The sequence below is a fragment of the Pacificimonas sp. ICDLI1SI03 genome (genome assembly GCF_054740865.1).
The window spans coordinates 1,639,590-1,663,644 of record NZ_JBSQAU010000001.1; the positions used below are offsets into that span (position 1 = coordinate 1,639,590).

Below are 24,055 nucleotides of genomic sequence, written 5' to 3' on the forward strand. Positions count from 1 at the left end.
AGGTCGAGATGAAAGACACCGATCACACAAAGAAGCCGGAGGACCGCCGCGACGAGGAGGGGTTTACCCTCGTCGAACTGATGGTCGTGATCGCGATCCTGGGCCTTCTTACCACGTTCGTCGTTCTGAACGTCCTGCCGGCGCAGGGTGTTGCGGAACGGGAAAAGGCGCGCGCGGACATCGCCGTGCTGGAACAGGCGCTGCAGATGTACCGCGTGGACAATCGCAGCTTCCCCTCCACGCAGGAGGGTCTGGCGGCGCTGCAATCGCCCCCGGCCAGCCTGTCGCGTCCGGAACGCTACCGCGCCGGCGGCTATGTGCAGCGCCTGCCCGATGACCCGTGGGGCAATTCCTATCTGTACCAATTCCCCGGCGAACGCGGGCAGCTGGACATATTCAGCTATGGCGCCGACGGCGTTCCCGGCGGTGAAGAAGATAACGCCGATATCGGCAATTGGCAGAACTAGACCATGCGATCCCGCGCCCAATCCGGTTTTACCCTTGTCGAACTGATGGTCGTTCTGGCGATCATGGGCGTCGCCTCTGCCGCGGTGGTCATGTCGATCCCGGGCGACGAAGAGGGCGCGCGCGCGGATGCCGAGCAGTTCGGTGCCCGCCTGATCGCGGTGCGCGACCGGGCGCTGTTTTCAGGACGTGAAACGGCGGCGCTGGTCGATGCGGACGGCTATCGGTTCGAGGAGCGCATCGGCGGCCAATGGGTCCCCATTCGCGACGCACCGCTGGATGCGGAGCGCTGGGACCGCAACATCGCCGTGGACATAGGCGGCGAGGGTGCAGCGCGTATTCGCTTCGACGCCGTCGGCCTTGCCGAACCTGCCGCAATCGCGCTGACCGGCGGCACGAGGCGGCTGGCCGTGAATGTCTCGGCGGCTGGAAACGTGACCATCGATGCGGGAAACTGATTCCGGCTTCAGCCTGATCGAGGTCATGGTGGCATTGGCCGTACTGGCCCTTGCCATGCTCGCCCTGCTGCGGCTGAACAGCGTCAGCGCATCGACCGCGGTTGCCGCCGAGCGCGCCACCGTTGCCGACATCGTCGCGGAGAATGCATTGATCGATGGGCTTATCGCCGCGCGTCCACCCGCTTATGGCAGCAGAAGCGAGACGATCACGAATCTGGACATGAATTGGGAAGTTACCATGGAGGCGACTGCGCTGGAGGACGGTCTGGTTCGCCTGCGGGTTGACGTGCGCGATCCCCAGGGCGTCGCGGCATCGTTGGAAGGCATGCGTGCCCTGCAATGAAAACAGTTTCCTCTCACGGCTTTACACTTGTTGAAACCCTGGTCGCGCTGTTCGTTTTCGCGATCGTGGCGGGGGCAAGCACCTTCGTTTTCGGCCAGACGGTCGAGGCAAGCCGTGGCATTGAGGAAACCTCGCAGGAATTGCAGGAATTGCAAAGAACGCGCGCGGCGCTGCGTTCCGACCTGGCCCAGATGGCGGTCAGGGTGACCCGCGACACGGATGGCAATCCGCGTCCCCGGATCGACGGTGGCGGGGGGCAGGATATGTTGATCGCCTTCGCCCGCCGCGGACCCGATCGCAGCGACCGAGAGGGGCGTCCAAGCATGGAATATGTGGAATGGAGTGCCGGACCCGACGGCCTGACCCGCCGCGCCGCGCCCTTTCTGGACGGAGCCGAGTTCGGCCCGCCCGCCGTGTTGCTGCCAGGGGCGCAAAATGTTGAAATCGAATTTCACCTGGAGGGTGCGTGGAACGAGCGCCCCATGACCGCCAACGGGGATGCCCTGCCGGATGCGGTTCGCCTGACCCTGACGCACCCCCGCTTTGGCAGGACAGAACAATTATTTCTGACGGGCGTGCCGTCATGAGCGGTCGCGTACTGATCATCCTGCCGCGAGCGGAGGGGGCCCAGACCCCCTGGCTGCGCATCGCGGGGGAAAGCGGCGCCATAGCCGCGCGTGGCCATATTCATGAGGAGGAGGCAGGCGAGCCGCCCCTGATCGCGCAGGACGATACGATCATCGCCGTCGTTCCGGGCGAGGCGGTCCGGATGCTGTGGCTGCCGCTGGACGGGACGACATCCGCGCAGCTGGCAGCGGCGGCGCGCTATACCGTTGCAGAACATACCGCGCTGGCCCCCGCGTCGATTCACACCGCCATCGACACAACGGACGAACTCCCCGGTAAAACGGGCATCGCGGTTACCGATTTCGCGGCGATGCAAACATGGCTGTCGCGCCTCGCCGCGCTCGGCATCGATCCCGACATCATCATTCCCGATCACATGCTGTTGCCCGTGCCGGAGCGTGACGCCGTGGGGTTTCCCGTCGGGCGTGCATTGCTTGCGGTACGGGCGCAGGGGGCGGCCATGGTGTGCGAAGCCGGCCTGGCAGAAGCCGTGCTGGGTACCCGCGCACTTCACACCGAGGAGAAAGCCAGCGCGTTAGAGGCAGCGATGGTCGTCGAGAGTGGCCGACCCCGCATAAATCTTCGAAACGGCGCATTTGCCCAGGCATCCGGGTGGCACCTGTCGAAGGCGTGGCGGCGCTGTCTGATCCTGGCCGCCGGTGTGCCGCTGTTGCTGCTTCTCTCAAATCTGATCGACATCTGGCGCACCGATCATGTGGCGGACGCGATCGAGGCGGAAAGTCGCGCCGTTGCCGCGGCGGCTTTACCGCCCGGTACGCCGCCTGCGGAAGCGGTGCAAACGCTGCTGAGCGGCTCTGCACTGGCCGAACCATCCGATTTGTCCGCAGCGATGCAGATCCTGGTCGCGGCTACGCGGGGCGCACCGGGGGCCACCATAGAGTCTGTGGCCTGGGACGGCGCGCGCCTTGCCGCTGAAATGGAGCTGACCGCAGGAATGACCGCTGACGCCTTGCGGCCGGTCGTCGAGGCGGCAGGCTATGATTTCGTGGCCGGTGCCCCCCGGCCACGGGGCGCCGGCCTTGCTGTTTCGGTGGAGTTGACCCGGCCATGATTCAGAACGGTCTCGCCTGGTGGCAGGCGCGCGATCTGCGCGAACGGCGGCTATTGGCCGGCCTCTCCGTGGTCGTCTTGCTGCTGCTGGCCTGGTTCGCTGTGCGAGCGCTTTCGTCTGCAGTCGCGCATGAGGAGATGCGCGTGTCCCGTGCCGTGGCCATGCACGAACAAGTGCTGGCCTATGCCGGCGAAAGCGGCGGCGGCGACGCACCAGCGGCGGTTTCGCCAGAGCGTCTGCTGACGCTGGCGCAGAGCGACGGATTGGATGTCCGCGTAACGGGGGGGACGGGCAGTGCCGTCGAATTGGCCGCCGACGCGGTAAAGGCGGACATTCTGTTCAACTGGATCGTCCGCGTGGAGCGCGAGGAACGTCTGAAGGTTATGGAGGCGGATATTCGCCGCAACGAGGATTCCACCCTTTCCGCTGCGATGACGATCGGCGCCATCTGATGGGCGGCGGGATACTGAATTCCGTTGGCGCCCGGATCGGTATCTTCGTCGTCGTGATGCTGGCGGCGCTGGTCGGAACGCTGCCATTGGCAAGCGCGCTGGACGGCGCGGATCTGCCGCCTGCAACGCTTCGTGCCCAGGCGGCCAAGGGCTCGATATGGAACGGCACGCTGGTCAACGCGACCCTGTTCGGCGTTCAGGTCGGCGATATCGACATTGCCGCCGCGCCAACGCGCCTGCTGACAGGCAGGCCCGCGCTTCGGTTCAGCACTCCTGAGGGAAGTGCGCTCTCTCTTTCAGGATATGGCGGCGGCGGGGGCGAGCTGGCCGGGCTGTCGGGCAGCGTCGACCTGAGCTCGCTCTTCCCGAGCGGGCCGCTTACCGGCTCCGCCACGTTCACGAATATCTCGGTGGCGCGGGACGACGGCATGTCATGCTCTGCCGCCAGCGGGACAATTGAAGCCGATGTAGGTGTGAACGTTCCCGGCCTGCCCTCCGGTGGCACGCGCAGCTTTATTGGTCCCGTCGCATGCGAGAACGGTCAGATCCTCGCCGACTTAGCAAGCGGCAATGATCACCTGTTACTCACCATCGCGGGGGATCGTCCCTCGCCGGTCATGGTCATGGTAGGCGGGGCGAGCTTCGCGCTCGCCCCGAACGCCGATTAACGTGCGGCCTGCTGCACCCGCGACAGGCGGCTGCTGGCGAGCGAGTGCGCCGTGACCTTGCGGCCGTCCGACAGGACCAGGATCATGTCATCGTTCGAAAGAACGCGGCGATAAACGGCATCGGCCTCCGCAGTCCGGTTCGTCGAAAGATATAGCTGGGCGAGGTTCAGCAAATATGCCGGATCGCTGGACAGCTCGTCGCCGCTCTGTGCCAGTTGAGCCTCTGCCGTGCTCCAGTCGCCGTTGATCATAGCGGAATAGGCCAGAGCGTCCTTCGCGTAACCGATTTCCTCTGCGGCCGCGCCGCCGAAAGCCATGGTTGCCGCAGCAAGTGCAAATAGGATTTTCATGTCTCTTCTCCCGTTTCTTGAAGAGAGTATTGCACTTTTATGACAGTTTTGCAACATGAATGTCATAAAGGCATTTTTTAATAATGTTTCGCTTTTTCCGTTCCTTGCTCCCCCACGTCCGCAAGCGGGGGTCCGGCATCGTTGGAAATGTTACGGCAAAAAAAACGGCGCGCGATCCGTCGGGACCGCGCGCCGCATTTTTTGAACGCGACCTTTGCTCAGACGAGGTTTTCTTCGTCCTTATCCAGGTTCTGCGCTGCAAAATCCCAGTTGATCAGCTTGTTCAGGAAGTCGTCGACATAAGCGCCGCGATCATTCTGCTTGTCGAGGTAATAGGCGTGCTCCCACACATCGAGGGTCAGCAGCGCCTTCTTGCCGTCATGCACCAGCGGCGTGTCCGCGTCGTCGGTGTTCAGGATTTCGACCGAATTGCCGGACAGGCACAGCCAGGTCCAGCCGGACGCGAAGTTGCCGGTCGCCTTCTCCTTGAACTTCGATTTGAAGTCATCCAGCGAACCGAATGCGCTATCCACCAGCTCCTTCAGCTTGCCGGTCGGCTCTCCGCCACCATTGGGCGAATAGCTGTTCCATAGGAATGTGTGGTTCCAGCTCTGCGCGGAATTGTTGAAAAGGCCCTGATCGCCCTTTGCCTTCGCCGCGCGGACGATCTCTACCAGGCTTTTGTTCTCAAGGTCGGTTCCCTTGATGGCATCGTTGGTCTTGGTCACATATGCCTTGTGGTGCTTGCCATGATGGTAGCTGAGGGTTTCAGCCGAGATTGCCGGTGCCAGAGCGTCCTGCGCGTAGGGAAGGTCGGGAAAGGTTACAGCCATGAATTGGTCTCCTGTATATAGATGGGGAAAAGGGTTCACGGGGCCAACGTGCGAACATCGCCGAAGGTCCACCGCCGCGTGTACTGAACATGGCTTTCCTTACGCAGAACGGGAATCCTGCGTCAATTTAGCCCTTGTGAAGCTCGTGCCGCTTCATTGCGTGGCGCAGCTGGTCATAGCTTAACGCTAGCTTTGCCGCCGTTTCGCGTTGGTTGTACCGGCATTTTTCCAGCGCCGCGATCAGGAGGGCGCGCTCGTACCGGGCGACCGTCGCTCTCAGGTCGTCGCAATCTTCCTCTTCGATCGAAGTGCGGGACGCCCTCGCTGGCGGGGGCGCACCTTCCGCCTCCTCGGCCTTCGCCGGCGCGGGCGCAGACGAAGGCGTCGTTGCGGGCGCGCCCTCCAGCCGGGTTGGGCGCCATGGACTTTCGAACGGATCGAAGCGCAATTCGTCGACGGGTTCGTCGGCAAATTCCGCGCTATAGACCGCCCGTTCGACGACGTTCTTCAATTCGCGGACATTGCCCGGCCAGTCATAGGCGGTCAGCGCCTTTGCAGCGCGGGCGGAAAAACCGGGAAAATCGTTCCAGCCAATCTCAACCGCCATGCGCCGTGCGAAATGATCCGCCAGAGTCATGATATCGCTGCCCCGAACCCTTAGCGGCGGCAGCGTGACTACCTCGAAACTCAAACGGTCGAGCAGGTCGGACCGAAAGGCGCCGCGCTCTGCGAGGCCGGGCAGGTCGGCATTGGTCGCGCCGACGATCCGCACGTCGATCTGCCGCACCTGGTTCGAGCCGAGGCGGGTCAGTTCGCCATATTCCACGACGCGCAAAAGGCGCTCCTGCGCAGGCGCAGACAGGGTTCCCAGCTCATCCAGAAACAGCGTCCCCGTATCCGCCTCCTCAAAGCGGCCCGCCCTCCCCTTCGTCGCACCGGTAAAGGCGCCGGGTTCATAACCGAACAGTTCGGCGTCCAGCAGGTTTTCCGGCAACGCGGCGCAATTGACCGTCACGAGCGGCGCATCCCAGCGATTGGACAGGCGGTGCAGCCGCTCCGCCACAAGCTCCTTACCGGTGCCACGTTCGCCGATCACCAGCACCGGCCGGTCGAGCGCGGCCGCGCGGCTGGCGCGTTCGATCGCGTCCAGCAGAACGGTCGACTCTCCGACCAATGTGGTATTCGGCTTCATTACCGGATATTAGCGTATTTTCCCAATTTATGGCAAACTAAATCCTGGTTAGTTTTTCTTGCTGGCGGGCAGCTTTTTCCATCTATCTGATATCCATGCGTTTTGTTTGAAATACTAAAATTGGCACGCCCTTTGCTAATCATGGGGCACAGAACAAAAAACACTTCACTCTATCGAAAAAGGGACCAACCAATGTACTCCGCAAACGACAACATCCTGCGCTCCGTCCTCGGCGTCTTTGCCGCCGCAGCCCTGACGCTCACTGTTTTTTATGGCGCCGCCGGCCCCGATCCGCGCGCCGATGCATATGCCGCTGCGCCGACACAGGCCGCGGCTGACGAAACGTCGGGCAAGCTTGCTGCCTGACGGGGTCCGGCGGGGGTCGCACTCCCTACAAGTCCCCGACCCCCGCCGGTCCAAACTCTCCCAGAGAGTTTAGAGTTCAACAAGGAAAGTAACCACCATGGGCATTTTCTCCCGCACGCGCGACATCGTCGCCGCCAACGTCACCGACCTTCTCGACAAGGCCGAAGATCCGGCAAAGATGATCCGCATGATCATCATGGAAATGGAGGAAACGCTTGTGGAGGTCCGCGCATCGGCGGCTCGCACCATCGCCGACCAGAAGGAACTGCGCCGCTCCATCATCAAACTGGAACAGAGCGCCACGGTCTGGGAAGAAAAAGCGGAACTCGCCCTTTCCAAGGACCGCGAAGACCTTGCGAAAGCGGCGCTGCTGGAAAAGCAGAAGGCCGCCGGCGGTGCCTCTCAACTGCAGGCCGAGGTCGATCTGCTGAATGACAGCCTGGGCACCTATGAAGAGGATATCCAGAAGCTGGAATCGAAGCTGAGAGAAGCCCGCGCGCGCCAGGGCGCCCTGCTACAGCGGCTGGAAACCGCGAACAACCGGGTTCGCGTTCGCAGCCTGCTTCGCGGCGGCAAGACGCAGGAGGCATTCAGCCGCTTTGACGTGCTGGAACGCCGCGTCGACGATGCCGAGGGCCGCGCCGACGCCTGGGGGCTGGGCGAGGAGGACTCGCTGGACGATAAATTCGCGGAACTGCAGGCCGATGACGCCGTGGAGGCCGAACTGGCGCAGATGAAAAGCCGCCTGACACATCGCAAATCCAACGAAACGACGGAGGGCTAAGTCATGGATGATTTTGCCGGAATTATTGCCATCCTGTGTATCTTCGTCATCCTGCCCTGGATGTTCCTGCATTATTCCAGTCAGTGGAAGAAGGGACGCTCAATATCGGCGGACGACGAACAATTGCTGGACGATCTCTATCATGTCGCACAGCGCTTGGACGATCGTATTGGCACCATCGAACGCATCATGGATGCCGACGATCCCGACTGGCGGCGGCTTGCACCTGCGAGCCAGCAGGAAACGCTGGACGAGAAAATTGCAAACCGCAGCACGAACATCAGGAGGGCATCGTAATGGAACGCCGCAACCGCTTTTATCGCAACAAGGCCGAAGGAAAATGGCTGGGCATCTGTGCCGGCCTGTCGGATTATACTGGAGTAGAGCCTGTCTGGATCCGTGTGGGTTTTCTGATGTCGGTATGGATTTCGGGCGGCCTTACCCTGCTCGCCTATATCATCACGGCGATGGTGTCCGACCAGCGCCCCGCCGATCTAAGGCACGAGGACGTGGCGGAGCGGCAGTTCGAACGTCAGACCCGTCGTTCGCCGCACCGGTCGATCCGCGACGTCCATTCCCGCTTTCGCGCGCTCGACCGCCGGCTGAGCGACATGGAACGCAATGTCACGACGCAGAACAGCTCGCTGTCCCGTGAAATTGACGCGCTTTAAGTGATCCGCGCGAAAGGTAAGTCGAAATGAGTTTCTGGTCTGCCGTGGTCCTTATCGTGCTGATCTGTGTGGTCGGCGGCGTCATCGCGAACCGCCAAAAGCGGATGCCGGACCCCGGTGAGGGCGATGAAAAGGCCGAGCTGCGGCGGGAAATTCGCGAACTCAATCAACGCATCCAGGTCCTTGAACGCATCGCAACAGACAAATCGCGTCAGCTGGCGGAGCAGATCGACGACCTCGACAAACTGGGAAAGGACTGATCCCGTGCCAGATATTCAAACCACCCTTATTATTGCCTGCAGCGCCCTCCTTGGCGCGGCGTTGATTACGGGACTGGCGGCCTGGTGCTGGCGTGGCTGGCTGGAGCTGAAGCGCGCCGAACTGGGGCACGCGTCGCTGACGGACATGCCCAAGAGCAGTCCGACGAACCGCATCGAAGTCGCCGATCTGAAGGAACGGGTGCGCAGGCTGGAGGCGATCGCCGCTGGGGTCGACCTTTAAGGGAGTTGACCCCTTCCCCTCCCGCCATCACTTACGATGGATGACCGAATTCGAACGCATCGCCGATGACTGGGAAATCCTGGAGCCCGACGACAGATACCGTCTTCTGATCGATCTGGGGCGCTCCTTGGAAGAAATGCCCGCCGCCCTGAAAACGGACGCAACGAAAGTCCGCGGGTGCAGCGCCGACGTCTGGGTCTATCCTGTCGGCGCAGAGGCGGATTCCCTGAAATTCCTCGCCGATTCCAATGCGGCCATCACAAAGGGCATCGTTGCCCTGATCCTGACGCTGGTCCAGGGGCGCAGCGCCGCCGAAGTCCGCGAACTTGACATCGCGGGCAGCCTTGCGCCGTTCCAATTGGACAAGCATCTGTCGTCGAACCGCACGCAGGGCATCCCCAATATGATTGCGCTGATCCACGAGACGGCAACCCGGCTGACGGAATGAAGCGGCTCATGAAACCGGTCATCGATCAGTTTCTGAAGCTTATCCCGCACATGCGGGAGCTGAACATTCGCTATTCCGCCGTCGGTCGTGATTGGGCGGAGCTGATCCTGCCCTATGACGAACGCTTGGTTGCCTATCCGGCAGAGGATGGCGGACCCGGCATCATTGCATCGGGCGCCGTCTTTACCTTGATGGATTCCGTCGCCGGGTTTGCCGTTCAGGCGGCGCGGCGGGTGCCATCGGGCCTCGCCACCGTCGATCTTCGCCTCGACTATCTAAGGCCGGCACGCCCCGGCGAGCCCATTACTGGCTATGCCAAGGTCCATAAGCTGACCCGGTCCATCGCCTTTGTCCGGGGATATGCGCATGATGGCGATCGCGACGACCCGATCGCGATGATGGCGGGCTGCTTCATGGGAACGTCTGGCGCGAAGTCATGAGCTTCGAGGATCTCGCCACACTTCTTGCCGGGTCAGAGGAAGGCCCGCTTACCTGCCTGCCCTATGCGCAGCTGCTCGGGCTGCATTACGTCATCGCAGAGGGCACGGGCGTTACCGTCACCATGCCATACCAAAAGAGCCTGATCGGCGCACCAAAGCCGCCGCGCCTGCACGGCGGCACCGTTGCCGGCCTGATGGAAATCGCCAGCATCGCCCAGCTTGTGCATGAACTGCGCCAAGAAACGACCCGGCCGGGGATCAAGCCGATCAATGTGACCGTCGACTATCTGCGCGCAGGCCAACCGGAGGCGACCCATGCCCGCGCCCGCATCGTGCGGCAGGGACGCCGCATTGCCCATATCAACGTAGAGGCATGGCAGTCCGACCCCGCCCAGCCGATCGCAGGCGGCAGGATGAACGCGTTGCTGACGCGGTGACGCGTGCACGAAGAAGGCAGGCGTGGCGCAGCTTGCAGGGACGGATTTGCCGGTCTAACCGGATGCAGGATATTCAGCACACCTAAACAGGAGCCCCCATGATCGGTCGCCTGAACCATGTCGGCGTCGCCACGCCCTCCATCGAAACCTCCGTCGCCCTCTATCGCGATACGCTGGGCGCGACGAAGATTCACGAACCATTCGACCTGCCCGCGCAGGGGGTTCGTGTCTGCTTCGTCGACGTTCCCAACAGCCAGATCGAGCTGATCGAACCCCTGGGCGAGGACAGCCCCATCCACGGGTTCCTGCGCAAAAACCCCGCAGGCGGCCAGCACCATGTCTGTTTCGAGGTGGAGGACATCATCGCAGCACGCGACGAACTGCGTGAGAAGGGCGCGACGATCCTGGGAACCGGAGAGCCGAGGATCGGCGCGCATGGCACGCCGATCATCTTCGTCCACCCAAAGGACATGGGCGGCGTCCTGGTCGAACTGATGGAAAAGCCGGAGGAGATTCACGCGTGAAGAATGCGCGTGTCCCGGACGCCACGGCCGGCATGGTCGCAGAGCTGCTGGACGTCCTCGACCTGGAACGCATCGAGGAAAACCTGTTCCGTGGCCAGAATACCGCCGACGCGGAATTCCGATTGTTCGGCGGACAGGTCATCGCCCAGGCGCTGGTCGCTGCCAGCAGGACGGTCGATGACGACCGGCCACCGCATTCCCTGCACGCCTATTTCATCCGGCCCGGGGCGGTCGACGTACCTGTCGTCTATCAGGTCGAACGTGACCGCGACGGCCGCAGCTTTTCCACCCGCCGGGTCGTGGCCATTCAGAACGGCCGCGCGATCTTCAACATGGCGGTCAGTTTTCAGGTGCAGGAGGACGGCTATGAACATCAGTTCGACATGCCCGACGTGCCGCCGCCCGAAGACCTGATGCAGGAACAGGAATGGCGCGAAAGCTTCGCTGCCGAGGTGCCCGTGGCGTACCGGGAAAACCTGTTGCGGGAACGCTCAATCGATTTCCGCCGCGTGGACCCCGCAATTCCGGGGCAGGAAGGGCCGGAGCCACGCCAGAACATATGGTTTCGCGTGCAGTGCGAGGTTCCGCCCGATCCTGCCCTGCATCGCTGCCTGTTGGCATATGCCAGCGACATGACGCTGCTTTCCACCTGTCAGCGTCCCCACAATATCGCCTGGCATACCGGCAATGTGCAGATTGCCAGCCTGGACCACGCCCTGTGGTTCCACACCCCGTTCCGCGCCGACGAGTGGCTGCTTTATGTACAGGACAGCCCGCGCGCCTCTGGCGGGCGCGGGCTTAATCGAGGATCGATCTACAGCCGCGAGGGGGTGCTGGTGGCATCCGCCGCGCAGGAAGGCTTGATACGCCCGCGCAGCTAAGCCTGCACTGATCCCGATTCAGGCGGCTTTTGCAAAGCTTTCGAACAGCGCCTTTGTATTCGGGGACGCCTGCACCACTGCCCTTTCGACCTGGCCTGCCAGATCGGCAAAATCGGCACCTGCCGAGTCCTGCTCGAACGCCATCGACCAATCGCCGAATTCCCGGTCGTCGATTTCCCTGTCGCTGAGCAAGACGAGGCTGCGATGCCGTTCGTCGGTCGCAATCCGCTCATATGTATGCGTAAGAGCAAGATCGCTGCCCTCGAGCACCTGCAGGAACCGATTGCCATTATAAAGCAGCAGACCGGTCACGTCGTCCTGTCGATTGTTCATACGGCTGACCGCCAATAGCTGCGCGAGGCCGTTATCGGACTGCGATCCGCGAACCGTACTGATGTAGATTAATTGTCGCACAAACCCATTCCAAGAAGCTGTTTAGCATCGAGGATGAGCCGTTAACCCCATAATCTTAATCAAGGGTTTTCTTTTTTGCGCCCCATCGGCGCGCCGGAATTTCCCAGTCGCTACGCACGTCGTTTAGGGGTTTACGCTGTTCTTCGTCCGCCCTATCGTCGCCCGGCAATGACACATCGTGCCAGCCTTCTCCTGCGACTTATCCGCCCTCAGGCGTAGACGCGGGACGATTTTGCCCCCGCCGCCTGGGGGCCACATCCGAACATGACCGACCAACAGCGCGCGGCTTTGCCACCGTAACCCGGATGATAGATAATGCTGACCGACCCTTCCCAGAAATACCGCCCCTTTGCCCCCATCGACCTGCCCGATCGCCGATGGCCCTCGCAGACGATCAAGCAGCCGCCGCGATGGCTGTCCACCGACATGCGCGACGGCAATCAGGCGCTGATCGATCCCATGGATGCGGAGCGGAAACGCCGCTTCTTCAACATGCTCGTCGATATCGGCCTGAAAGAAATAGAGGTCGGCTTTCCCTCCGCGGGGGCGACGGAATTCGATTTCATCTCCGGTCTCGTAAGAACCGATGCGATTCCTGAGGATGTCACCGTACAGGTCCTTACCCAGTCGCGCCGCGACCTGATCGAAACCAGCTTCGACAGCCTGCGCGGCGCGCATCGCGCGATCGTGCATCTATATAACGCCGTCAGCCCGGCATGGCGGCGCATCGTGTTTCAAATGGACCGGCAGGATATCAAGCAGATCGCCATCGACGGCGCGAAACTGCTGCGCGACGGGGCGGCGGCGCAGCCCGATACGGACTGGCATTTCGAATATTCGCCGGAGACCTTTTCCACAGCCGAACTCGATTTCAGCCTGGAGGTTTGCGAGGCGGTCATGGACATCCTGCAGCCGACGCCGGAAAAGCCGCTGATCCTGAACCTGCCGGCAACGGTAGAGGCGTCGACACCCAATATCTATGCCGACCAGATCGAATGGTTCGGGCGGCATATTTCCCGGCGCGATTCGGTTCTGCTGAGCCTGCACCCGCATAATGACCGCGGCACGGGTGTCGCGGCGGCAGAACTTGGCCTGATGGCGGGTGCCGACCGGGTCGAGGGCTGTCTGTTCGGCAATGGCGAGCGGACCGGCAATGTCTGCCTCGTCACGCTGGGGATGAATCTTTACACGCAGGGCGTTTCGCCGGGCCTCGATTTCGGTGACATGGACCGCATCGTCAAAACCGCGGAATATTGCAATCAGCTGCCCGTGCATCCCCGGCACCCCTATGCCGGCGAACTGGTGCACACGGCATTTTCCGGCTCCCATCAGGACGCGATCAAGAAAGGGTTCGCGGCGCAGGAAACGCGCAATGACGAGCTGTGGGATGTTCCCTATCTGCCGCTCGACCCGCGCGATATCGGCCGCGATTACGAGGCTGTCATCCGCGTGAATTCGCAATCCGGCAAGGGGGGCGTCGCCTGGGTATTGCAGCAGGACAAGGGATTGAAGCTGCCAAAACGCCTGCAGGCGCACTTCAGCCGCACGGTGCAGGAACTGGCCGATGCCACCAGCCGCGAACTGAATGCCGACGATATCTGGCAGGCGTTCAAGGGCGCTTACTATCTGGAAGGGAATGAAGGCCGCTTCCAGCTGGTCGATTATGACGAAACCCGCGCCTCCAATGGCGACCGCGTCTTCACCGGAAAGATCGCGGCGGATGGCAGCGAGCGCACCGTCAGCGGGCGGGGCAATGGCCTTATCTCCTCCGTTACAGCGGCGCTGCGCGAGGGATTTGACCTGACTCTGGACGTCGTAAATTATTCCGAACACGCGCTGAGCGGCGGCAGCGACGCACGGGCAGCCGCCTATGTCGAGTGCACCGATGCTCGGGGTGATACGGTTTTCGGCGTCGGCATGGACGAGGATATCGCGACGGCCTCCGTTCGTGCGGTATTGAGTGCGGCAAGTTCGGTGAAAGACTGAATCTCGCGGGGCAATCCTATTGCGCCTACCGCCGATCCTGCGCAGATTGGCGCGGATGTATCGCCTCCTTCTTGTCGCACTTCTCGCCCTCTTCACTGCCCCTGCGGTCGCACAACCTGCGGCCTTTGACGGAGAGGAACTTACCATGGCCAGCGGCACGAAGTTGCGCCGTGCACCGCTGGCCACCGTCCTGCAGGGAAACACCGCCTGGCGAACGGTTTTCGACGCGGCACCGTTCACGATCGAGCGGTCCACCTGCCTGCCGCCGGAATTCGACCGCTGCCTCCTGACGTTGAGCGACGCGGACGGCGGCGGGCATTCGATCCTGGAAATCGACGCGGAACGCGGCGAGCCGATCCCCGGCGGCTTCACCTTGGGCAAGGGGCCGAACCGCGTCGCCTGGTACGATGACCGGCGTATCATGCTGGTAGGAAACAGCGGTCCGGGAACCGTGACGGAGGCCGGCGAACCGCGCCTCGTGAAGCTGTGGACACGTGGGACCGATGTTGTCGATGCAACGACCATATTGGCCACCCCCCCTGATACGACCGACCTGACGCCGATTTTCGATGTATCCACCGGCGGCCTGTTTCACGCCGCGGCACTGACCAACCCCTCGGGCGAGCGCGAACTCTATCATTTCGGCTGGGAACAGAACTTCATCGTTTCCCGCCTGCCGTCGCAATTCACCTTTCAGGATTTCTTCCAAGGCCGCGCGATCGCTCTGCTGGGCGCGACATGGGCGGGAATTCCCGCAGGTGGCCTTGCGTCCTATCCGATGGCGGCGCTTATGCGGCCGGACCGCCGCACCGTGCCGGAGCGGGCCTATGTGCCGCCTGCAGGCTATGGCGTAATTGCCGCGCGCGGGGGACGCGACCGCCTGTTCGTTCATTTGCGCGGGGCGGGTGGCGACCGCCTGATCGACCTTCGCGTCGGCGCACCCGATTGGGGGGAAAGACGGATTTCCGTCCCCGGCGATGGCCCGATGGAATTGCTGGCCGTCAGCAAACTGGCCGACACCGCCCTCGTCAGCCGCGGAGAAGAGCTCTATGCCGTGGGCAGGGGAACGGCGCGAAAGGTGCGCGCGCCTTGATCGAACGCCTTAGCCTGACAGCCATATTGAGGAGGTCGGCAGGCATCTGGTGGCGCGACTTCGCCCCTATAGCGATGCTGGGCCTCGGCCTTGTGACCGTGCCGGAGGTCATCATGCACCTGATCGGCGCCATGGGGGCCACCGCCCCATCGACGGATACGCTGGTGACCACCATTCGCGCGCTGACCCGGCTGATGTATGTCGGCACGGTCATGGCGGCGACGCTTTCCAGCGCCGATGCGCTTCCCCCGCGAGTATATATGATCGCGGGCCTTCAGCGGCTGCAAAAACCGCTGATCACCGGCCTGACGGTTCTTGCCGCCCTGATCGGTATGCTCATCGTTGGGCAATTGGCAGCGCTGTTCCTTGCACCGATGGCGCGCCTTCTTGCCGTGCCGCTTTCGCTCGCCTGCCTGACGATCTGGTTCGTCGCCATGCCGGTCGCAGCGGCGCGGCAGACCGCACCCCTGGCCGCCCTGCGATATTCGACGAGATTGATACGCCCTGTGAAATGGCAGGTTTTCGTTCTGGTAGCGGGACTGCTGCTCGTCTCGGCGGCGGTCCTCTTGGGCATGGCGCTGGTGATCTTTGGCGCCGGGAGCAGCAGCGATCAGGTGCGAACTGGCATCGAGACCATGGGCCCAACGACAATGGGCTTTTGGATTTCGCAGCTGGTTTCCGTTCTGCTGCTGGGTTTTCTATCGGTGGTGCCGGCTGTCCTTTACGGGACACTCTCGCAACAAAAAGGGCGGACCTGACGGCCCGCCCCGAATGCTTCCGACCAGAACAGTCTGAAATTAGCGCGAGTAGAACTCGACGACCAGATTCGGTTCCATGACGACGGGATAGGGCACCTCGTCCAGCGTCGGGATGCGGACATATTCGGCTTTGCCATTTTCGTCGACGGCCAGATAATCGGGCACTTCGCGCTCGGCGAGCGACTGCGCCTCCATGACCAGAGCCATCTCCTTCGCCTTTTTGCGAAGCTCAAGCACGTCGCCAATGTCGACGCGGCGGCTGGCGATGTTGCACTTGACGCCATTCACGCGAATGTGGCCGTGGCTGACCAGCTGGCGCGCGGCAAAGATCGTCGGCGCCCACTTGGCGCGATAGACCAGCATGTCCAGGCGGCGCTCCAGCAGACCGATGAGGTTCTGCGAGGTGTCGCCCTTCAACCGGCTGGCTTCCTTGTAATAGCCACGGAACTGCTTCTCGGTCACGTCGCCATAATAGCCCTTCAGCTTCTGCTTGGCGCGCAGCTGAATGCCGAAGTCGGACATCTTGCCCTTGCGGCGCTGGCCGTGCTGACCCGGACCATATTCACGCTTGTTTACCGGGGATTTCGGACGACCCCAGATATTCTCGCCCATGCGGCGATCGAGTTTATACTTGGAAGACTGGCGCTTCGACATGGCGTCGGCGCTCCTTTCGATAAAGTTGCTACATCATTGCCCGGACTCGCACCGCCCAGCCAAAATGCCGGACGCGGCACCCGCTTCACCGAGCGTGCAGGGCCAAATCACGAAGAGCCGTCACATAAGGCCCTGTCCATATGTGTCAAGACGAATGCGATTTATCTGCCATGATGCGAAAACGTATGACCTTCGCATGCCGATAATCGACGGAACACATATTTTCTATTTGGCTTGATCCTGCGCCTCGGGGCGGCGCGGTTTTGTCAGGGCGCTGACGATGCCGCGAAGCGTGCGGATTTCCTGGCTGGTATAGCCGACGCGGGTGAAGAGATTGCGCACCGTCTGGCGGGCGACGGGCGCTCTTGTCTCCGTGCGGAAGAAGCCGGCGGGCTCCAGGGCGTCGTTCAGCTGTGTGACCAGACCATCGACTTCCTCCTGCGGCGCTGCCTCGTCCAGCCCGTCATGCTGCAGCAGCGTCACATCATGGCGCGACCATTCATAGGCGCACAGGATGACGGCCTGGGCCAGGTTCAGCGAACTGAATGCCGGGTTCACCGGTACGGTGATGATCGACTGTGCCCGCACGATTTCGGCATTGTCGAGGCCGGTCGCCTCCGCGCCGAACAGGATCGCCGTCCGCCCCGGACGCGCCATGCTCTCCGTCGCGGCCTGTTCCGGCGTGACGACGTCCTTGTACATGCCGCGCTTACGCACGGTCGTCGCGTAAACATGTGCGCAGTCGGCGACGGCATCGGCGACACTGTCGAACACTTCGGCGTTCGCCAGCACCTCGTCCGCGCCAGAGGCGGCTGGCCCCGCGTCGGGATTGGGCCACCCATCGCGCGGGCTGACCAGACGCATCCGGTTCAACCCGAAATTCAGCATCGCACGGGCGGCGGTGCCGATATTCTCGCCCAGTTGCGGGCGAACGAGGATGATGATGGGCTTTTGCATGAGGGTGAAAATCGACCTTTGGATGTCCGGGAAAAGTGAGAAGGCTTTGCCGCGTGCGCCTAGAACAGCGTGTCCTTGGGCTCTGGCGCGTCCGCTTTATCGTCCGGCATATCCTTGATCAGTTTTCCAAAATCACTTGCCTCACGGAATTCGCGATAGACGCTGGCGAAGCGTACATAGGCGACCTCGTCGAGCGCATGCAGACCCTCCATCACCAACTCGCCCAGCTCTCCCCCCTCGATCTCTGCTTTGCCCGACGCCTCCAGCTGCCGCTGAATGCCAGAGACCAGACGTTCGATCTGGTCCTCCGATACCGGTCGCTTGCGGCAGGCGATGGCGATGGAGCCAGCCAGCTTCTCACGGTCGAACGCCTGCTTGTCGCCCGATTTCTTGACGATCAGCAAGTCGCGCAGCTGTACGCGCTCAAATGTCGTGAAGCGCGCGGCGCAGGCGGGGCATTGCCGCCGCCTGCGAATTGCGGAGCCATCCTCCGTCGGCCGAGAATCCTTAACCTGGCTGTCGGTGTTCAGGCAGAAGGGGCAGCGCATCAGCGCCCCGGATAAATCGGAAACCGCTCACACAAAGCGAGGACGCGGGACTTCACCTCGGCCTCTACCGTGCCATTCCCCTCCGGCCCGTTGGCGACCAGCCCGTCCAGCACGTCGGCCATCATTTCGCCGATCTGCGCGAATTCGGCCTGCCCAAACCCACGCGTCGTTCCCGCCGGAGACCCGATGCGAATGCCGCTCGTCTTTGTGGGTGGCAGCGGATCGAACGGAACGCCGTTCTTGTTGCAGGTCATGTTGGCGCGTTCCAGCGCCTCTTCGGCGTCCGCACCCGTCAGACCCTTCGGACGCAGGTCGACCAGAACCACGTGCGTGTCCGTACCGCCCGCGACGATGTCGCAACCGCGGCTTTTCAGCGTTGCGGCAATCGTCTTCGCATTGGCAATCACGTCCTTGGCATAGGCCTTGAAGCCGGGCTGCAGCGCCTCCCCGAATGCGACGGCTTTCGCCGCGATCACGTGCATCAGCGGGCCGCCCTGCAGGCCGGGGAAAACGGCGCTGTTCAGCTTCTTGCCCAGATCCGCATCGTTCGACAGGATCATGCCGCCGCGCGGGCCGCGCAGCGTCTTGTGCGTGGTCGTCGTCACGACATGGGCGTGGGGCAAGGGCGAAGGATGTTCGCCAGCGGCCACCAGCCCGGCGAAATGCGCCATGTCGACATGCAGATAGGCACCGACCTTGTCCGCGATGGCGCGGAAGCGTTCGAAATCGATATGACGCGGATAGGCCGAACCGCCCGCGATGATCAGTTTAGGCTGCGCCTCAACCGCCAGTTTCTCAAGCGCGTCATAGTCGATCAGCTGAGTGTCCTCGGCAACGCCATATTGAACGGCGTTGAACCATTTCCCGGACATTGCCGGCCTGGCGCCATGGGTCAGGTGGCCACCGGCATCCAGGCTCATGCCCAGGATGGTATCACCGGGCTTCACCAGCGCCAGCATCACCGCGCCATTCGCCTGGCATCCGGAATGCGGCTGCACATTGGCATAGCTGCAGCCGAACAATTGCATAGCCCGATCGCGGGCAAGGTCCTCTACTGTGTCGGAGGGGCCGCAACCGCCATAATATCGCTTGCCCGGATATCCTTCGGCATATTTGTTGGTCAGTATCGACCCCTGAGCCTGCAAGACAGCCTCTGAGACGATATTTTCAGACGCGATCAGTTCGATCTCCGTCTGCTCGCGATTACGTTCCGCCGTTATACCGGCGAAAACGGCAGGATCGGCCTGTTCCAGCGGGGTGGAAAAGAAACCGGAATAGTCGTTCGCGGGGGGAATGACGTTCGGATTGGTACTCATCTAGATAATGTCCTCTAATCCAGCAGATCGACGCGCCGCTGATGCCGCCCGCCTTCGAAATCGGTTTTCAGGAATTCGTCCAGGCAGTCACGCGCGACCGCATCCCCCACCAGCCGCTCCCCCAGCGCCAAAATGTTCGCGTCATTATGCTGCCGCGCCAGCCGCGCCATCAGACCCGATGTGCAGTTCGTCGCGCGCGCGCCCTTCACACGGTTGGCGGCAATCGAAATGCCGATGCCGGACCCGCAGACGATGACGCCGCGATCGGCAAGCCCCTCTGCGACTGCCTTTCCGACGGCGCGTCCGAAATCGGGGTAATCGACCGAGTCCGTTCCGTCCGTGCCCAGATCGGAAATTGCATATCCCATTTCGGTCAGCCAGCTGGAAATCTTTGACTTCAGGGCAAAGCCGGCATGGTCGGAAGCTATGGCTATGGTACGAATGCTGTTCATGCCCGCAACATCTAGTGTGGGGAGGGCGAAGGTGCCACCGATTCTTCGGACCGAGCCATGATCTGTCCCAGCCGCTCCCGGATTGCAGCGACGAGCGCTTCGTCATCGCTGGAGATCAGAATCTCGGCATTCAGATATTGAGAGCGCGGATTGTAATTATAGCTGCCCGTCCATGCCACTGTCCGACCATTTTCGGTCACCAGCAGCATCTTGGCATGCATCGGGGCAGCGGCGGCAGACCCGCCCCTGTGGATCCGCACCCCTGCCGAAATAAGCCCCGCCACGACAGCTTCCGGCACGCGTCGTTCCGTTGCATGCGTTACCAGCTGGACCTCCGCCCCCGACTTCGCCGCACGCCTGAGGCTGCTTGTCAGCGGGCCGTCCTTCAAATGCGAAATTGCACCGATCACCCTGTCCCCTGCCCGCAAGCATGCCAGGCGGTTCTCGATCACGGTGGTTTGCCAGCGCGGATAGAGGCTGATTTGCAGGCCCGGCACCGCCAGCGCCGCCGGCAGCCGCGGATCGAGGCGAGCCAGCAGAGGTGAGACCGTTCCAAAGGCCGTGACAACGCGCCGAAGCCCCTCGACGATCGAGAGATTCACGATTTCCATCAGGATGTTATCGCCGCGATCCTGGTTGCCGATGATATTGACCACCTGCGCATCTTCGGGAGTGTCGCCGGAAGGATTGAACGATCCGACCCACGCCCGGTCCGGATGTGAAAAGGCATAGATCTTCGCGTGCAGGCGTCCGGGCCACCAGCGCCGCGCGACAAGCTCCACTGCCGGTGACGCCGCCAGCATCGCGATGACGGCGCTGTTCGCCCGTTCCAGGCGCGGCCGTCGTTCCATTACCACGCGAACGCGAACGCCCCGTTCGCCTGCCGCGATCAGACAGGCGGCGAGCGCCCGGTCGCGGAAATAATAGGTCGACCAGTCTATGAAGCCGCCGGGAGGGACAGCGGCAATTTCGGCTGCAAGCAAATCTCGCAGGGCGCGATACGGCAGGTCGGGACCGCCGAAAGCGACGCGGCCCACGCATGGCGCCGTCATCGCGATGCCGGGTGCGGCAGCAGGGTCGTCAGCGGCAAGGCTTTCAAGCCGCCAGCCGTATCTCCACGCGATCCCATATTTCGACCAGTGCCTTCACCAGTTCGCCCATCATCAGCTCATCATGGTGCGGGCCGGGCGTAAAGCGCAGGCGCTCCGTTCCGCGCGGCACGGTGGGATAATTGATCGGCTGCACATAAACGCCATATTCCATCAGCAGGATATCGCTGATCTTCTTGGCCTTGATGGGGTCGCCGACATGCAGTGGCACGATATGGGTAGTCGATTCCATGACCGGCAGATTTGCCGCCGTCATCATCGCCTTCAACCGCTCCGCCGCGAGCTGCTGGCCCTGGCGTTCCTCTTGCGATTCCTTCAAATGGCGCACGCTGGCAAGTGCGCCCGCCACCAGGACCGGCGAAAGGCTGGTCGTAAAGATAAATCCGGGCGCATAGCTGCGGATCACGTCGATCAGCGTCTTGGATGCCGTGATATAACCGCCCATCACGCCGAACGCCTTGCCCAGCGTCCCCTCGATAATGGTGACGCGGTTCGCGCACTCGTCCCGCTCTGAAATGCCGCCGCCGCGCGGACCGTACATGCCGACGGCATGCACCTCGTCCAAATAGGTCAGCGCATTATATTTGTCGGCCAGATCGCAAATGCGGGCGATGTCGGCGACATCGCCGTCCATCGAATAGACGCTTTCGAACGCGATCAGCTTCGGCGCCTCCGGGTCGTCTGCGGCAAGCAGCTCTTCCAGATGGGCATAATCATTGTGCCGGAACACGCGCTTTTCGCACCCGGCGCCGCGAATGCCCGCGATCATCGACGCGTGGTTCAGCGCGTCCGAATAGACGATGCAGCCGGGCAGCAGCTTCGCCAGCGTCGACAGCGTCGCCTCGTTCGACACATAGCCGGAGGTAAAGAGGAGCGCGCCCTCCTTGCCGTGCAAATCCGCCAGTTCGCGCTCCAGCTGGATATGCAGGTGCGTATTGCCGCCAATATTGCGCGTACCACCGGACCCGGCGCCGACTTCGTGCAGCGCCGCCTCCATGGCCTCAATCACCTTCGGGTGCTGGCCCATGGAAAGATAATCGTTGGAGCACCATACGGTGATCGGCTTTGGGCCGTTATGGCCGGCAAAACACTTGGCGTTCGGAAAGCTTCCGCGATTGCGCAAAATGTCGATGAAGACGCGGTAGCGCCCCTCTTCGTGCAGACGATCAATCGCCTTCTCGAAAATCTGGTCGTAATTCAAAATCTGCGCCCGCTGGTTCTTGCCGGATGTCCCACCTAATCATTGCGGACGCAGGATGCATCCCCTCTTTTGTCGCAAGGGATTATTGCGAAACAATCGCAGTTAAAGCGTCAGATCACCGTGTTCCGGCTCTGCAAAATATCCATCGACCATGTCGTGGGTGACATCGCGCAGGTTCGACGGGTTCCAGCGGGGTTTCCGGTCCTTGTCGATCAGTTGTGCCCGTATGCCTTCGTAGAAGTCGTTGCCGTTCTTGATATTCCCGACCAAACGATACTCCCGCTTCAAACATGCGGCCAGATCGTCCCCTGCCCCTTCCCGCAGCGCACGCAGGGTCAGCTTCATGGAGGTGGGCGACATTTTCATCAGCAGGTCGCGCTGCGCCTCTGCCCAGTCATTGCCCATCGACAGGGATGACATGATCTCTTCACAGGTGTCGCCATCGAAATATTTATCGATGTCGGCGCGATGGGCTTTCAGTTCTGGCGGCTGTTCCGGCGACTGATGGAATTTCGCAATGGTGTCCTCGACACTTCCCGGACCGGCGGCCAGGGCATCGACCAGCAGGGGAACATCGCCGCTTTCCATATAATGAGTGGCGATTCCGGCATAGAGGCAGTCCTCCGCCTTCAGCCGCGCACCTGTCAGCCCCAGATAGGTGCCCAGTTCGCCCTCCAGGCGGGGAAGTGCGTGAGTGGCGCCCACATCTGTGATCAGGCCGATCCCCGTTTCCGGCATCGCAAACAGGGTCCGCTCTGTCGCGACCCTATAGGGCGCGTGGATCGACAGGCCGACACCGCCGCCCATGGTAATGCCGTCGATCAGGGCGACGAAGGGCTTCGGATAGGTGCCGATGCGGTAGTTCATGCGATATTCGTCGGCAAAGAAGTCTTGCCAATCGGCCGTCCCCGCCTTTCCGGCATGGTAGAGGCCGACGACGTCGCCGCCCGCGCAGAAGGCACGGTCGCCTTCCCCCTGAATGGCAACGACCGAGACCTCTTCATCCTCCGCCCATTCATCCAGCCCAGCCAGGATCGCGATGCACATGTCGCGATTCAACGCGTTCAGCGCCTTTGTGCGGGTCAGGGTTATCAGGCCCAGATTGCCGCGCTTTTCCATTTGAACGTCATCGGTTTTTGCAACGGTCATGTTCGCTCCACAGCGTTTGAAGATGGGATTTCCGCGGCTGGACAGGCAGCGCGGTTGGTTTCACCTGCCACTAACACGCCCCGCCCGCGTCATTAAAGGATTTCGATGTCGGCATAGCCATGCCGCAAAAGTGCAGGCCGCAATGCCTCCACAGCGGGCGCGTCAGAGGTGAACACCACCTTGTGCGGGAGATGCGGAATGCGCCACTGTTGATCCGACAGCAGGTGCACCGTGCGGCGGGCAATCCCTGCCCCTCCATCCACGAAGGTGAGCCGCTGTCCGGCAATTGCTGCCAGACGGTCGGAAACCAGCGGAAAATGGGTGCATGCCAGAACGACGACATCCATGCGGTCACCCCCCTCCGCGTCCAGCAGGCCCGCCATGGCATCGGCGAATGCGGCATCTGGCACCTTCTCCCCACGCAGCACAGCCTCCGCATGTGCCGCAAGATCCGCAGCGCCGTGACGCAGGACGACGCAATGGCTGGCAAAGCGCGCAGCAAGATCATCGACATAACGCTGACGCACCGTGGCGGGCGTTCCCAGAACGCCGATCACGCCCGTCTGCGTCAGCTCCGCCGCCGGCTTGATCGCGGGCACCGTTCCCACGACGGGAACGTCCAGCGCCGCGCGCACATGCGCCAACGCGATCGTCGATGCGGTGTTACAGGCGATAACGACCAGGGCCGGACGATAGCGTTCCACCAGCCGCCCCAGCAGCGCAGGGACGCGCGCAGCGATCTCCGCCTCGTCCTTTGACCCGTAGGGAAAACCGGCATTGTCGGCGGCATAAATGATCTGCGCATCCGGCAATGCGCGCATGACAGGGTCCGCCACGGACAAGCCACCGACACCGGAATCGAAGATCAGAATGGGCGCTGCGTCCATGCTGCTTCGATAGGCCGCC

The 24,055-nt window shown here is 62.2% G+C and carries 34 protein-coding genes; 21 read left to right on the forward strand and 13 right to left on the reverse strand.

Annotation, left to right across the window (positions count from 1 at the left end):
- Positions 1-8: 8 nt before the first annotated feature.
- Genes gspG through gspN form a run of 7 tightly spaced genes read left to right on the forward strand, consistent with a single transcriptional unit; the run spans position 9 to position 4,085 of the window.
- The gene (gene gspG / locus ACSMXM_RS07880) at positions 9-467 is read left to right on the forward strand and encodes a type II secretion system major pseudopilin GspG (protein WP_460315315.1); all 459 of its coding nucleotides are present in this window, start codon (positions 9-11) and stop codon (positions 465-467) included.
- Between the two features lie 3 nt (positions 468-470).
- Positions 471-923 carry a GspH/FimT family pseudopilin gene (locus ACSMXM_RS07885; RefSeq protein WP_460315316.1) on the forward strand — a complete coding sequence of 151 codons (453 nt, stop codon included), beginning with the start codon at positions 471-473 and terminating at the stop codon, positions 921-923.
- A complete protein-coding gene (gene gspI / locus ACSMXM_RS07890; protein ID WP_460315317.1) occupies positions 910-1,266 on the forward strand; it encodes a type II secretion system minor pseudopilin GspI in 357 nt (118 codons plus the stop codon). Before ACSMXM_RS07885 ends, gspI begins: the two co-directional genes overlap by 14 nt.
- Entirely contained in the window at positions 1,263-1,853 is a 591-nt protein-coding gene (gene gspJ, locus ACSMXM_RS07895) for a type II secretion system minor pseudopilin GspJ (protein ID WP_460315318.1), read from the forward strand. The genes gspI and gspJ overlap by 4 nt, the downstream gene beginning before the upstream one ends.
- Positions 1,850-2,965, forward strand: coding sequence for a type II secretion system protein GspL (gspL, locus tag ACSMXM_RS07900; RefSeq protein ID WP_460315319.1), 1,116 nt, complete (start codon positions 1,850-1,852; stop codon positions 2,963-2,965). The genes gspJ and gspL overlap by 4 nt, the downstream gene beginning before the upstream one ends.
- Positions 2,962-3,417, forward strand: a complete 456-nt coding sequence (gene gspM / locus ACSMXM_RS07905) for a type II secretion system protein GspM (RefSeq protein ID WP_460315320.1) — start codon at positions 2,962-2,964, stop codon at positions 3,415-3,417. Before gspL ends, gspM begins: the two co-directional genes overlap by 4 nt.
- Positions 3,417-4,085, forward strand: a complete 669-nt coding sequence (gspN, locus tag ACSMXM_RS07910; protein WP_460315321.1) for a type II secretion system protein N — start codon at positions 3,417-3,419, stop codon at positions 4,083-4,085. Before gspM ends, gspN begins: the two co-directional genes overlap by 1 nt.
- On the opposite strand, the gene ACSMXM_RS07915 is transcribed toward gspN, so the two are convergent.
- The 3 genes from ACSMXM_RS07915 to pspF all read right to left on the reverse strand — a co-directional run bounded on the left by ACSMXM_RS07915 (position 4,082) and on the right by pspF (position 6,460).
- On the reverse strand, positions 4,082-4,435 hold the full coding sequence (locus ACSMXM_RS07915) for a hypothetical protein (RefSeq protein WP_460315323.1): 354 nt from the start codon (positions 4,433-4,435) through the stop codon (positions 4,082-4,084). The genes gspN and ACSMXM_RS07915 overlap by 4 nt on opposite strands.
- A 218-nt stretch (positions 4,436-4,653) precedes the next feature.
- The gene (locus tag ACSMXM_RS07920) at positions 4,654-5,268 is read right to left on the reverse strand and encodes a superoxide dismutase (RefSeq protein WP_460315325.1); all 615 of its coding nucleotides are present in this window, start codon (positions 5,266-5,268) and stop codon (positions 4,654-4,656) included.
- Between the two features lie 127 nt (positions 5,269-5,395).
- On the reverse strand, positions 5,396-6,460 hold the full coding sequence (pspF, locus tag ACSMXM_RS07925; protein ID WP_460315327.1) for a phage shock protein operon transcriptional activator: 1,065 nt from the start codon (positions 6,458-6,460) through the stop codon (positions 5,396-5,398).
- A 192-nt stretch (positions 6,461-6,652) separates the two neighbouring features.
- Here pspF and ACSMXM_RS07930 point away from each other — a divergent pair, with 192 nt between their 5' ends.
- From ACSMXM_RS07930 to tesB, 11 genes are all read left to right on the forward strand, one after another.
- Positions 6,653-6,826, forward strand: coding sequence for a hypothetical protein (locus tag ACSMXM_RS07930; RefSeq protein ID WP_460315329.1), 174 nt, complete (start codon positions 6,653-6,655; stop codon positions 6,824-6,826).
- Positions 6,827-6,923: 97 nt separating this feature from the next.
- Positions 6,924-7,610, forward strand: coding sequence for a phage shock protein PspA (pspA, locus tag ACSMXM_RS07935; protein ID WP_460315331.1), 687 nt, complete (start codon positions 6,924-6,926; stop codon positions 7,608-7,610).
- Positions 7,611-7,613: 3 nt separating this feature from the next.
- Positions 7,614-7,907, forward strand: a complete 294-nt coding sequence (pspB, locus tag ACSMXM_RS07940) for an envelope stress response membrane protein PspB (protein WP_460315333.1) — start codon at positions 7,614-7,616, stop codon at positions 7,905-7,907.
- Complete coding sequence (gene pspC / locus ACSMXM_RS07945; protein WP_460315335.1) at positions 7,907-8,281, forward strand: envelope stress response membrane protein PspC; 375 nt, start codon at positions 7,907-7,909, stop codon at positions 8,279-8,281. Before pspB ends, pspC begins: the two co-directional genes overlap by 1 nt.
- Positions 8,282-8,307: 26 nt before the next feature.
- Complete coding sequence (locus ACSMXM_RS07950; RefSeq protein ID WP_460315337.1) at positions 8,308-8,541, forward strand: hypothetical protein; 234 nt, start codon at positions 8,308-8,310, stop codon at positions 8,539-8,541.
- 4 nt (positions 8,542-8,545) lie between these two features.
- On the forward strand, positions 8,546-8,782 hold the full coding sequence (locus tag ACSMXM_RS07955) for a hypothetical protein (protein WP_460315339.1): 237 nt from the start codon (positions 8,546-8,548) through the stop codon (positions 8,780-8,782).
- Positions 8,783-8,822: 40 nt separating this feature from the next.
- Positions 8,823-9,230 carry a SufE family protein gene (locus ACSMXM_RS07960; RefSeq protein WP_460315341.1) on the forward strand — a complete coding sequence of 136 codons (408 nt, stop codon included), beginning with the start codon at positions 8,823-8,825 and terminating at the stop codon, positions 9,228-9,230.
- An 8-nt stretch (positions 9,231-9,238) separates the two neighbouring features.
- Positions 9,239-9,670 (forward strand): PaaI family thioesterase, encoded by a 432-nt coding sequence (locus ACSMXM_RS07965; protein WP_460315343.1) that lies wholly within the window; start codon positions 9,239-9,241, stop codon positions 9,668-9,670.
- On the forward strand, positions 9,667-10,107 hold the full coding sequence (locus tag ACSMXM_RS07970; protein ID WP_460315345.1) for a PaaI family thioesterase: 441 nt from the start codon (positions 9,667-9,669) through the stop codon (positions 10,105-10,107). Before ACSMXM_RS07965 ends, ACSMXM_RS07970 begins: the two co-directional genes overlap by 4 nt.
- A gap of 98 nt (positions 10,108-10,205) precedes the next feature.
- The gene (gene mce, locus ACSMXM_RS07975) at positions 10,206-10,631 is read left to right on the forward strand and encodes a methylmalonyl-CoA epimerase (RefSeq protein ID WP_460315347.1); all 426 of its coding nucleotides are present in this window, start codon (positions 10,206-10,208) and stop codon (positions 10,629-10,631) included.
- A 32-nt stretch (positions 10,632-10,663) separates the two neighbouring features.
- Positions 10,664-11,512 (forward strand): acyl-CoA thioesterase II, encoded by an 849-nt coding sequence (gene tesB, locus ACSMXM_RS07980; protein ID WP_460316376.1) that lies wholly within the window; start codon positions 10,664-10,666, stop codon positions 11,510-11,512.
- A gap of 18 nt (positions 11,513-11,530) precedes the next feature.
- On the opposite strand, the gene ACSMXM_RS07985 is transcribed toward tesB, so the two are convergent.
- Positions 11,531-11,926: a BLUF domain-containing protein gene (locus ACSMXM_RS07985; RefSeq protein ID WP_460315349.1), complete on the reverse strand. Its 396-nt coding sequence runs from the start codon at positions 11,924-11,926 to the stop codon at positions 11,531-11,533.
- A gap of 312 nt (positions 11,927-12,238) precedes the next feature.
- Between ACSMXM_RS07985 and leuA the strand changes: the two genes are divergently transcribed.
- Genes leuA through ACSMXM_RS08000 form a run of 3 tightly spaced genes read left to right on the forward strand, consistent with a single transcriptional unit; the run spans position 12,239 to position 15,763 of the window.
- Positions 12,239-13,912 (forward strand): 2-isopropylmalate synthase, encoded by a 1,674-nt coding sequence (leuA, locus tag ACSMXM_RS07990; protein ID WP_460316377.1) that lies wholly within the window; start codon positions 12,239-12,241, stop codon positions 13,910-13,912.
- A 55-nt stretch (positions 13,913-13,967) separates the two neighbouring features.
- Entirely contained in the window at positions 13,968-15,005 is a 1,038-nt protein-coding gene (locus tag ACSMXM_RS07995) for a hypothetical protein (protein WP_460315351.1), read from the forward strand.
- Positions 15,002-15,763, forward strand: coding sequence for a hypothetical protein (locus ACSMXM_RS08000; RefSeq protein WP_460315353.1), 762 nt, complete (start codon positions 15,002-15,004; stop codon positions 15,761-15,763). The genes ACSMXM_RS07995 and ACSMXM_RS08000 overlap by 4 nt, the downstream gene beginning before the upstream one ends.
- 39 nt (positions 15,764-15,802) lie before the next feature.
- On the opposite strand, the gene rpsD is transcribed toward ACSMXM_RS08000, so the two are convergent.
- The 9 genes from rpsD to murI form a co-directional block, all read right to left on the reverse strand.
- On the reverse strand, positions 15,803-16,417 hold the full coding sequence (gene rpsD / locus ACSMXM_RS08005; RefSeq protein ID WP_460315355.1) for a 30S ribosomal protein S4: 615 nt from the start codon (positions 16,415-16,417) through the stop codon (positions 15,803-15,805).
- Positions 16,418-16,642: 225 nt separating this feature from the next.
- Complete coding sequence (locus ACSMXM_RS08010; RefSeq protein WP_460315357.1) at positions 16,643-17,374, reverse strand: RNA methyltransferase; 732 nt, start codon at positions 17,372-17,374, stop codon at positions 16,643-16,645.
- 59 nt (positions 17,375-17,433) lie between these two features.
- Positions 17,434-17,922, reverse strand: coding sequence for a transcriptional regulator NrdR (nrdR, locus tag ACSMXM_RS08015; RefSeq protein ID WP_460315359.1), 489 nt, complete (start codon positions 17,920-17,922; stop codon positions 17,434-17,436).
- Positions 17,922-19,238 carry a serine hydroxymethyltransferase gene (gene glyA / locus ACSMXM_RS08020; RefSeq protein ID WP_460315361.1) on the reverse strand — a complete coding sequence of 439 codons (1,317 nt, stop codon included), beginning with the start codon at positions 19,236-19,238 and terminating at the stop codon, positions 17,922-17,924. Before glyA ends, nrdR begins: the two co-directional genes overlap by 1 nt.
- Before the next feature lie 14 nt (positions 19,239-19,252).
- Positions 19,253-19,690, reverse strand: coding sequence for a ribose 5-phosphate isomerase B (gene rpiB, locus ACSMXM_RS08025; protein ID WP_460315363.1), 438 nt, complete (start codon positions 19,688-19,690; stop codon positions 19,253-19,255).
- 11 nt (positions 19,691-19,701) lie between these two features.
- Positions 19,702-20,727, reverse strand: a complete 1,026-nt coding sequence (locus ACSMXM_RS08030) for a phospholipase D-like domain-containing protein (RefSeq protein ID WP_460315365.1) — start codon at positions 20,725-20,727, stop codon at positions 19,702-19,704.
- A gap of 58 nt (positions 20,728-20,785) precedes the next feature.
- Positions 20,786-22,000, reverse strand: a complete 1,215-nt coding sequence (gene hemA / locus ACSMXM_RS08035; protein ID WP_460315367.1) for a 5-aminolevulinate synthase — start codon at positions 21,998-22,000, stop codon at positions 20,786-20,788.
- 102 nt (positions 22,001-22,102) lie between these two features.
- Positions 22,103-23,149, reverse strand: a complete 1,047-nt coding sequence (locus ACSMXM_RS08040; RefSeq protein ID WP_460315369.1) for an enoyl-CoA hydratase/isomerase family protein — start codon at positions 23,147-23,149, stop codon at positions 22,103-22,105.
- A gap of 92 nt (positions 23,150-23,241) precedes the next feature.
- On the reverse strand, positions 23,242-24,036 hold the full coding sequence (murI, locus tag ACSMXM_RS08045) for a glutamate racemase (protein WP_460315371.1): 795 nt from the start codon (positions 24,034-24,036) through the stop codon (positions 23,242-23,244).
- Between the last annotated feature and the right edge of the window lie 19 nt (positions 24,037-24,055).

What these genes read in the sequence shown, in the direction of transcription:
- gspG (WP_460315315.1), top strand. Translation starts at nt 9, where the DNA reads ATGAAAGACACCGATCACACAAAGAAGCCGGAGGACCGCCGCGACGAG.
- ACSMXM_RS07885 (WP_460315316.1), top strand. Translation starts at nt 471, where the DNA reads ATGCGATCCCGCGCCCAATCCGGTTTTACCCTTGTCGAACTGATGGTC.
- gspI (WP_460315317.1), top strand. Translation starts at nt 910, where the DNA reads ATGCGGGAAACTGATTCCGGCTTCAGCCTGATCGAGGTCATGGTGGCA.
- gspJ (WP_460315318.1), top strand. Translation starts at nt 1,263, where the DNA reads ATGAAAACAGTTTCCTCTCACGGCTTTACACTTGTTGAAACCCTGGTC.
- gspL (WP_460315319.1), top strand. Translation starts at nt 1,850, where the DNA reads ATGAGCGGTCGCGTACTGATCATCCTGCCGCGAGCGGAGGGGGCCCAG.
- gspM (WP_460315320.1), top strand. Translation starts at nt 2,962, where the DNA reads ATGATTCAGAACGGTCTCGCCTGGTGGCAGGCGCGCGATCTGCGCGAA.
- gspN (WP_460315321.1), top strand. Translation starts at nt 3,417, where the DNA reads ATGGGCGGCGGGATACTGAATTCCGTTGGCGCCCGGATCGGTATCTTC.
- ACSMXM_RS07915 (WP_460315323.1), bottom strand. Translation starts at nt 4,435, where the DNA reads ATGAAAATCCTATTTGCACTTGCTGCGGCAACCATGGCTTTCGGCGGC.
- ACSMXM_RS07920 (WP_460315325.1), bottom strand. Translation starts at nt 5,268, where the DNA reads ATGGCTGTAACCTTTCCCGACCTTCCCTACGCGCAGGACGCTCTGGCA.
- pspF (WP_460315327.1), bottom strand. Translation starts at nt 6,460, where the DNA reads ATGAAGCCGAATACCACATTGGTCGGAGAGTCGACCGTTCTGCTGGAC.
- ACSMXM_RS07930 (WP_460315329.1), top strand. Translation starts at nt 6,653, where the DNA reads ATGTACTCCGCAAACGACAACATCCTGCGCTCCGTCCTCGGCGTCTTT.
- pspA (WP_460315331.1), top strand. Translation starts at nt 6,924, where the DNA reads ATGGGCATTTTCTCCCGCACGCGCGACATCGTCGCCGCCAACGTCACC.
- pspB (WP_460315333.1), top strand. Translation starts at nt 7,614, where the DNA reads ATGGATGATTTTGCCGGAATTATTGCCATCCTGTGTATCTTCGTCATC.
- pspC (WP_460315335.1), top strand. Translation starts at nt 7,907, where the DNA reads ATGGAACGCCGCAACCGCTTTTATCGCAACAAGGCCGAAGGAAAATGG.
- ACSMXM_RS07950 (WP_460315337.1), top strand. Translation starts at nt 8,308, where the DNA reads ATGAGTTTCTGGTCTGCCGTGGTCCTTATCGTGCTGATCTGTGTGGTC.
- ACSMXM_RS07960 (WP_460315341.1), top strand. Translation starts at nt 8,823, where the DNA reads ATGACCGAATTCGAACGCATCGCCGATGACTGGGAAATCCTGGAGCCC.
- ACSMXM_RS07965 (WP_460315343.1), top strand. Translation starts at nt 9,239, where the DNA reads ATGAAACCGGTCATCGATCAGTTTCTGAAGCTTATCCCGCACATGCGG.
- ACSMXM_RS07970 (WP_460315345.1), top strand. Translation starts at nt 9,667, where the DNA reads ATGAGCTTCGAGGATCTCGCCACACTTCTTGCCGGGTCAGAGGAAGGC.
- mce (WP_460315347.1), top strand. Translation starts at nt 10,206, where the DNA reads ATGATCGGTCGCCTGAACCATGTCGGCGTCGCCACGCCCTCCATCGAA.
- tesB (WP_460316376.1), top strand. Translation starts at nt 10,664, where the DNA reads ATGGTCGCAGAGCTGCTGGACGTCCTCGACCTGGAACGCATCGAGGAA.
- ACSMXM_RS07995 (WP_460315351.1), top strand. Translation starts at nt 13,968, where the DNA reads ATGTATCGCCTCCTTCTTGTCGCACTTCTCGCCCTCTTCACTGCCCCT.
- rpsD (WP_460315355.1), bottom strand. Translation starts at nt 16,417, where the DNA reads ATGTCGAAGCGCCAGTCTTCCAAGTATAAACTCGATCGCCGCATGGGC.
- ACSMXM_RS08010 (WP_460315357.1), bottom strand. Translation starts at nt 17,374, where the DNA reads ATGCAAAAGCCCATCATCATCCTCGTTCGCCCGCAACTGGGCGAGAAT.
- nrdR (WP_460315359.1), bottom strand. Translation starts at nt 17,922, where the DNA reads ATGCGCTGCCCCTTCTGCCTGAACACCGACAGCCAGGTTAAGGATTCT.
- glyA (WP_460315361.1), bottom strand. Translation starts at nt 19,238, where the DNA reads ATGAGTACCAATCCGAACGTCATTCCCCCCGCGAACGACTATTCCGGT.
- rpiB (WP_460315363.1), bottom strand. Translation starts at nt 19,690, where the DNA reads ATGAACAGCATTCGTACCATAGCCATAGCTTCCGACCATGCCGGCTTT.
- ACSMXM_RS08040 (WP_460315369.1), bottom strand. Translation starts at nt 23,149, where the DNA reads ATGACCGTTGCAAAAACCGATGACGTTCAAATGGAAAAGCGCGGCAAT.
- murI (WP_460315371.1), bottom strand. Translation starts at nt 24,036, where the DNA reads ATGGACGCAGCGCCCATTCTGATCTTCGATTCCGGTGTCGGTGGCTTG.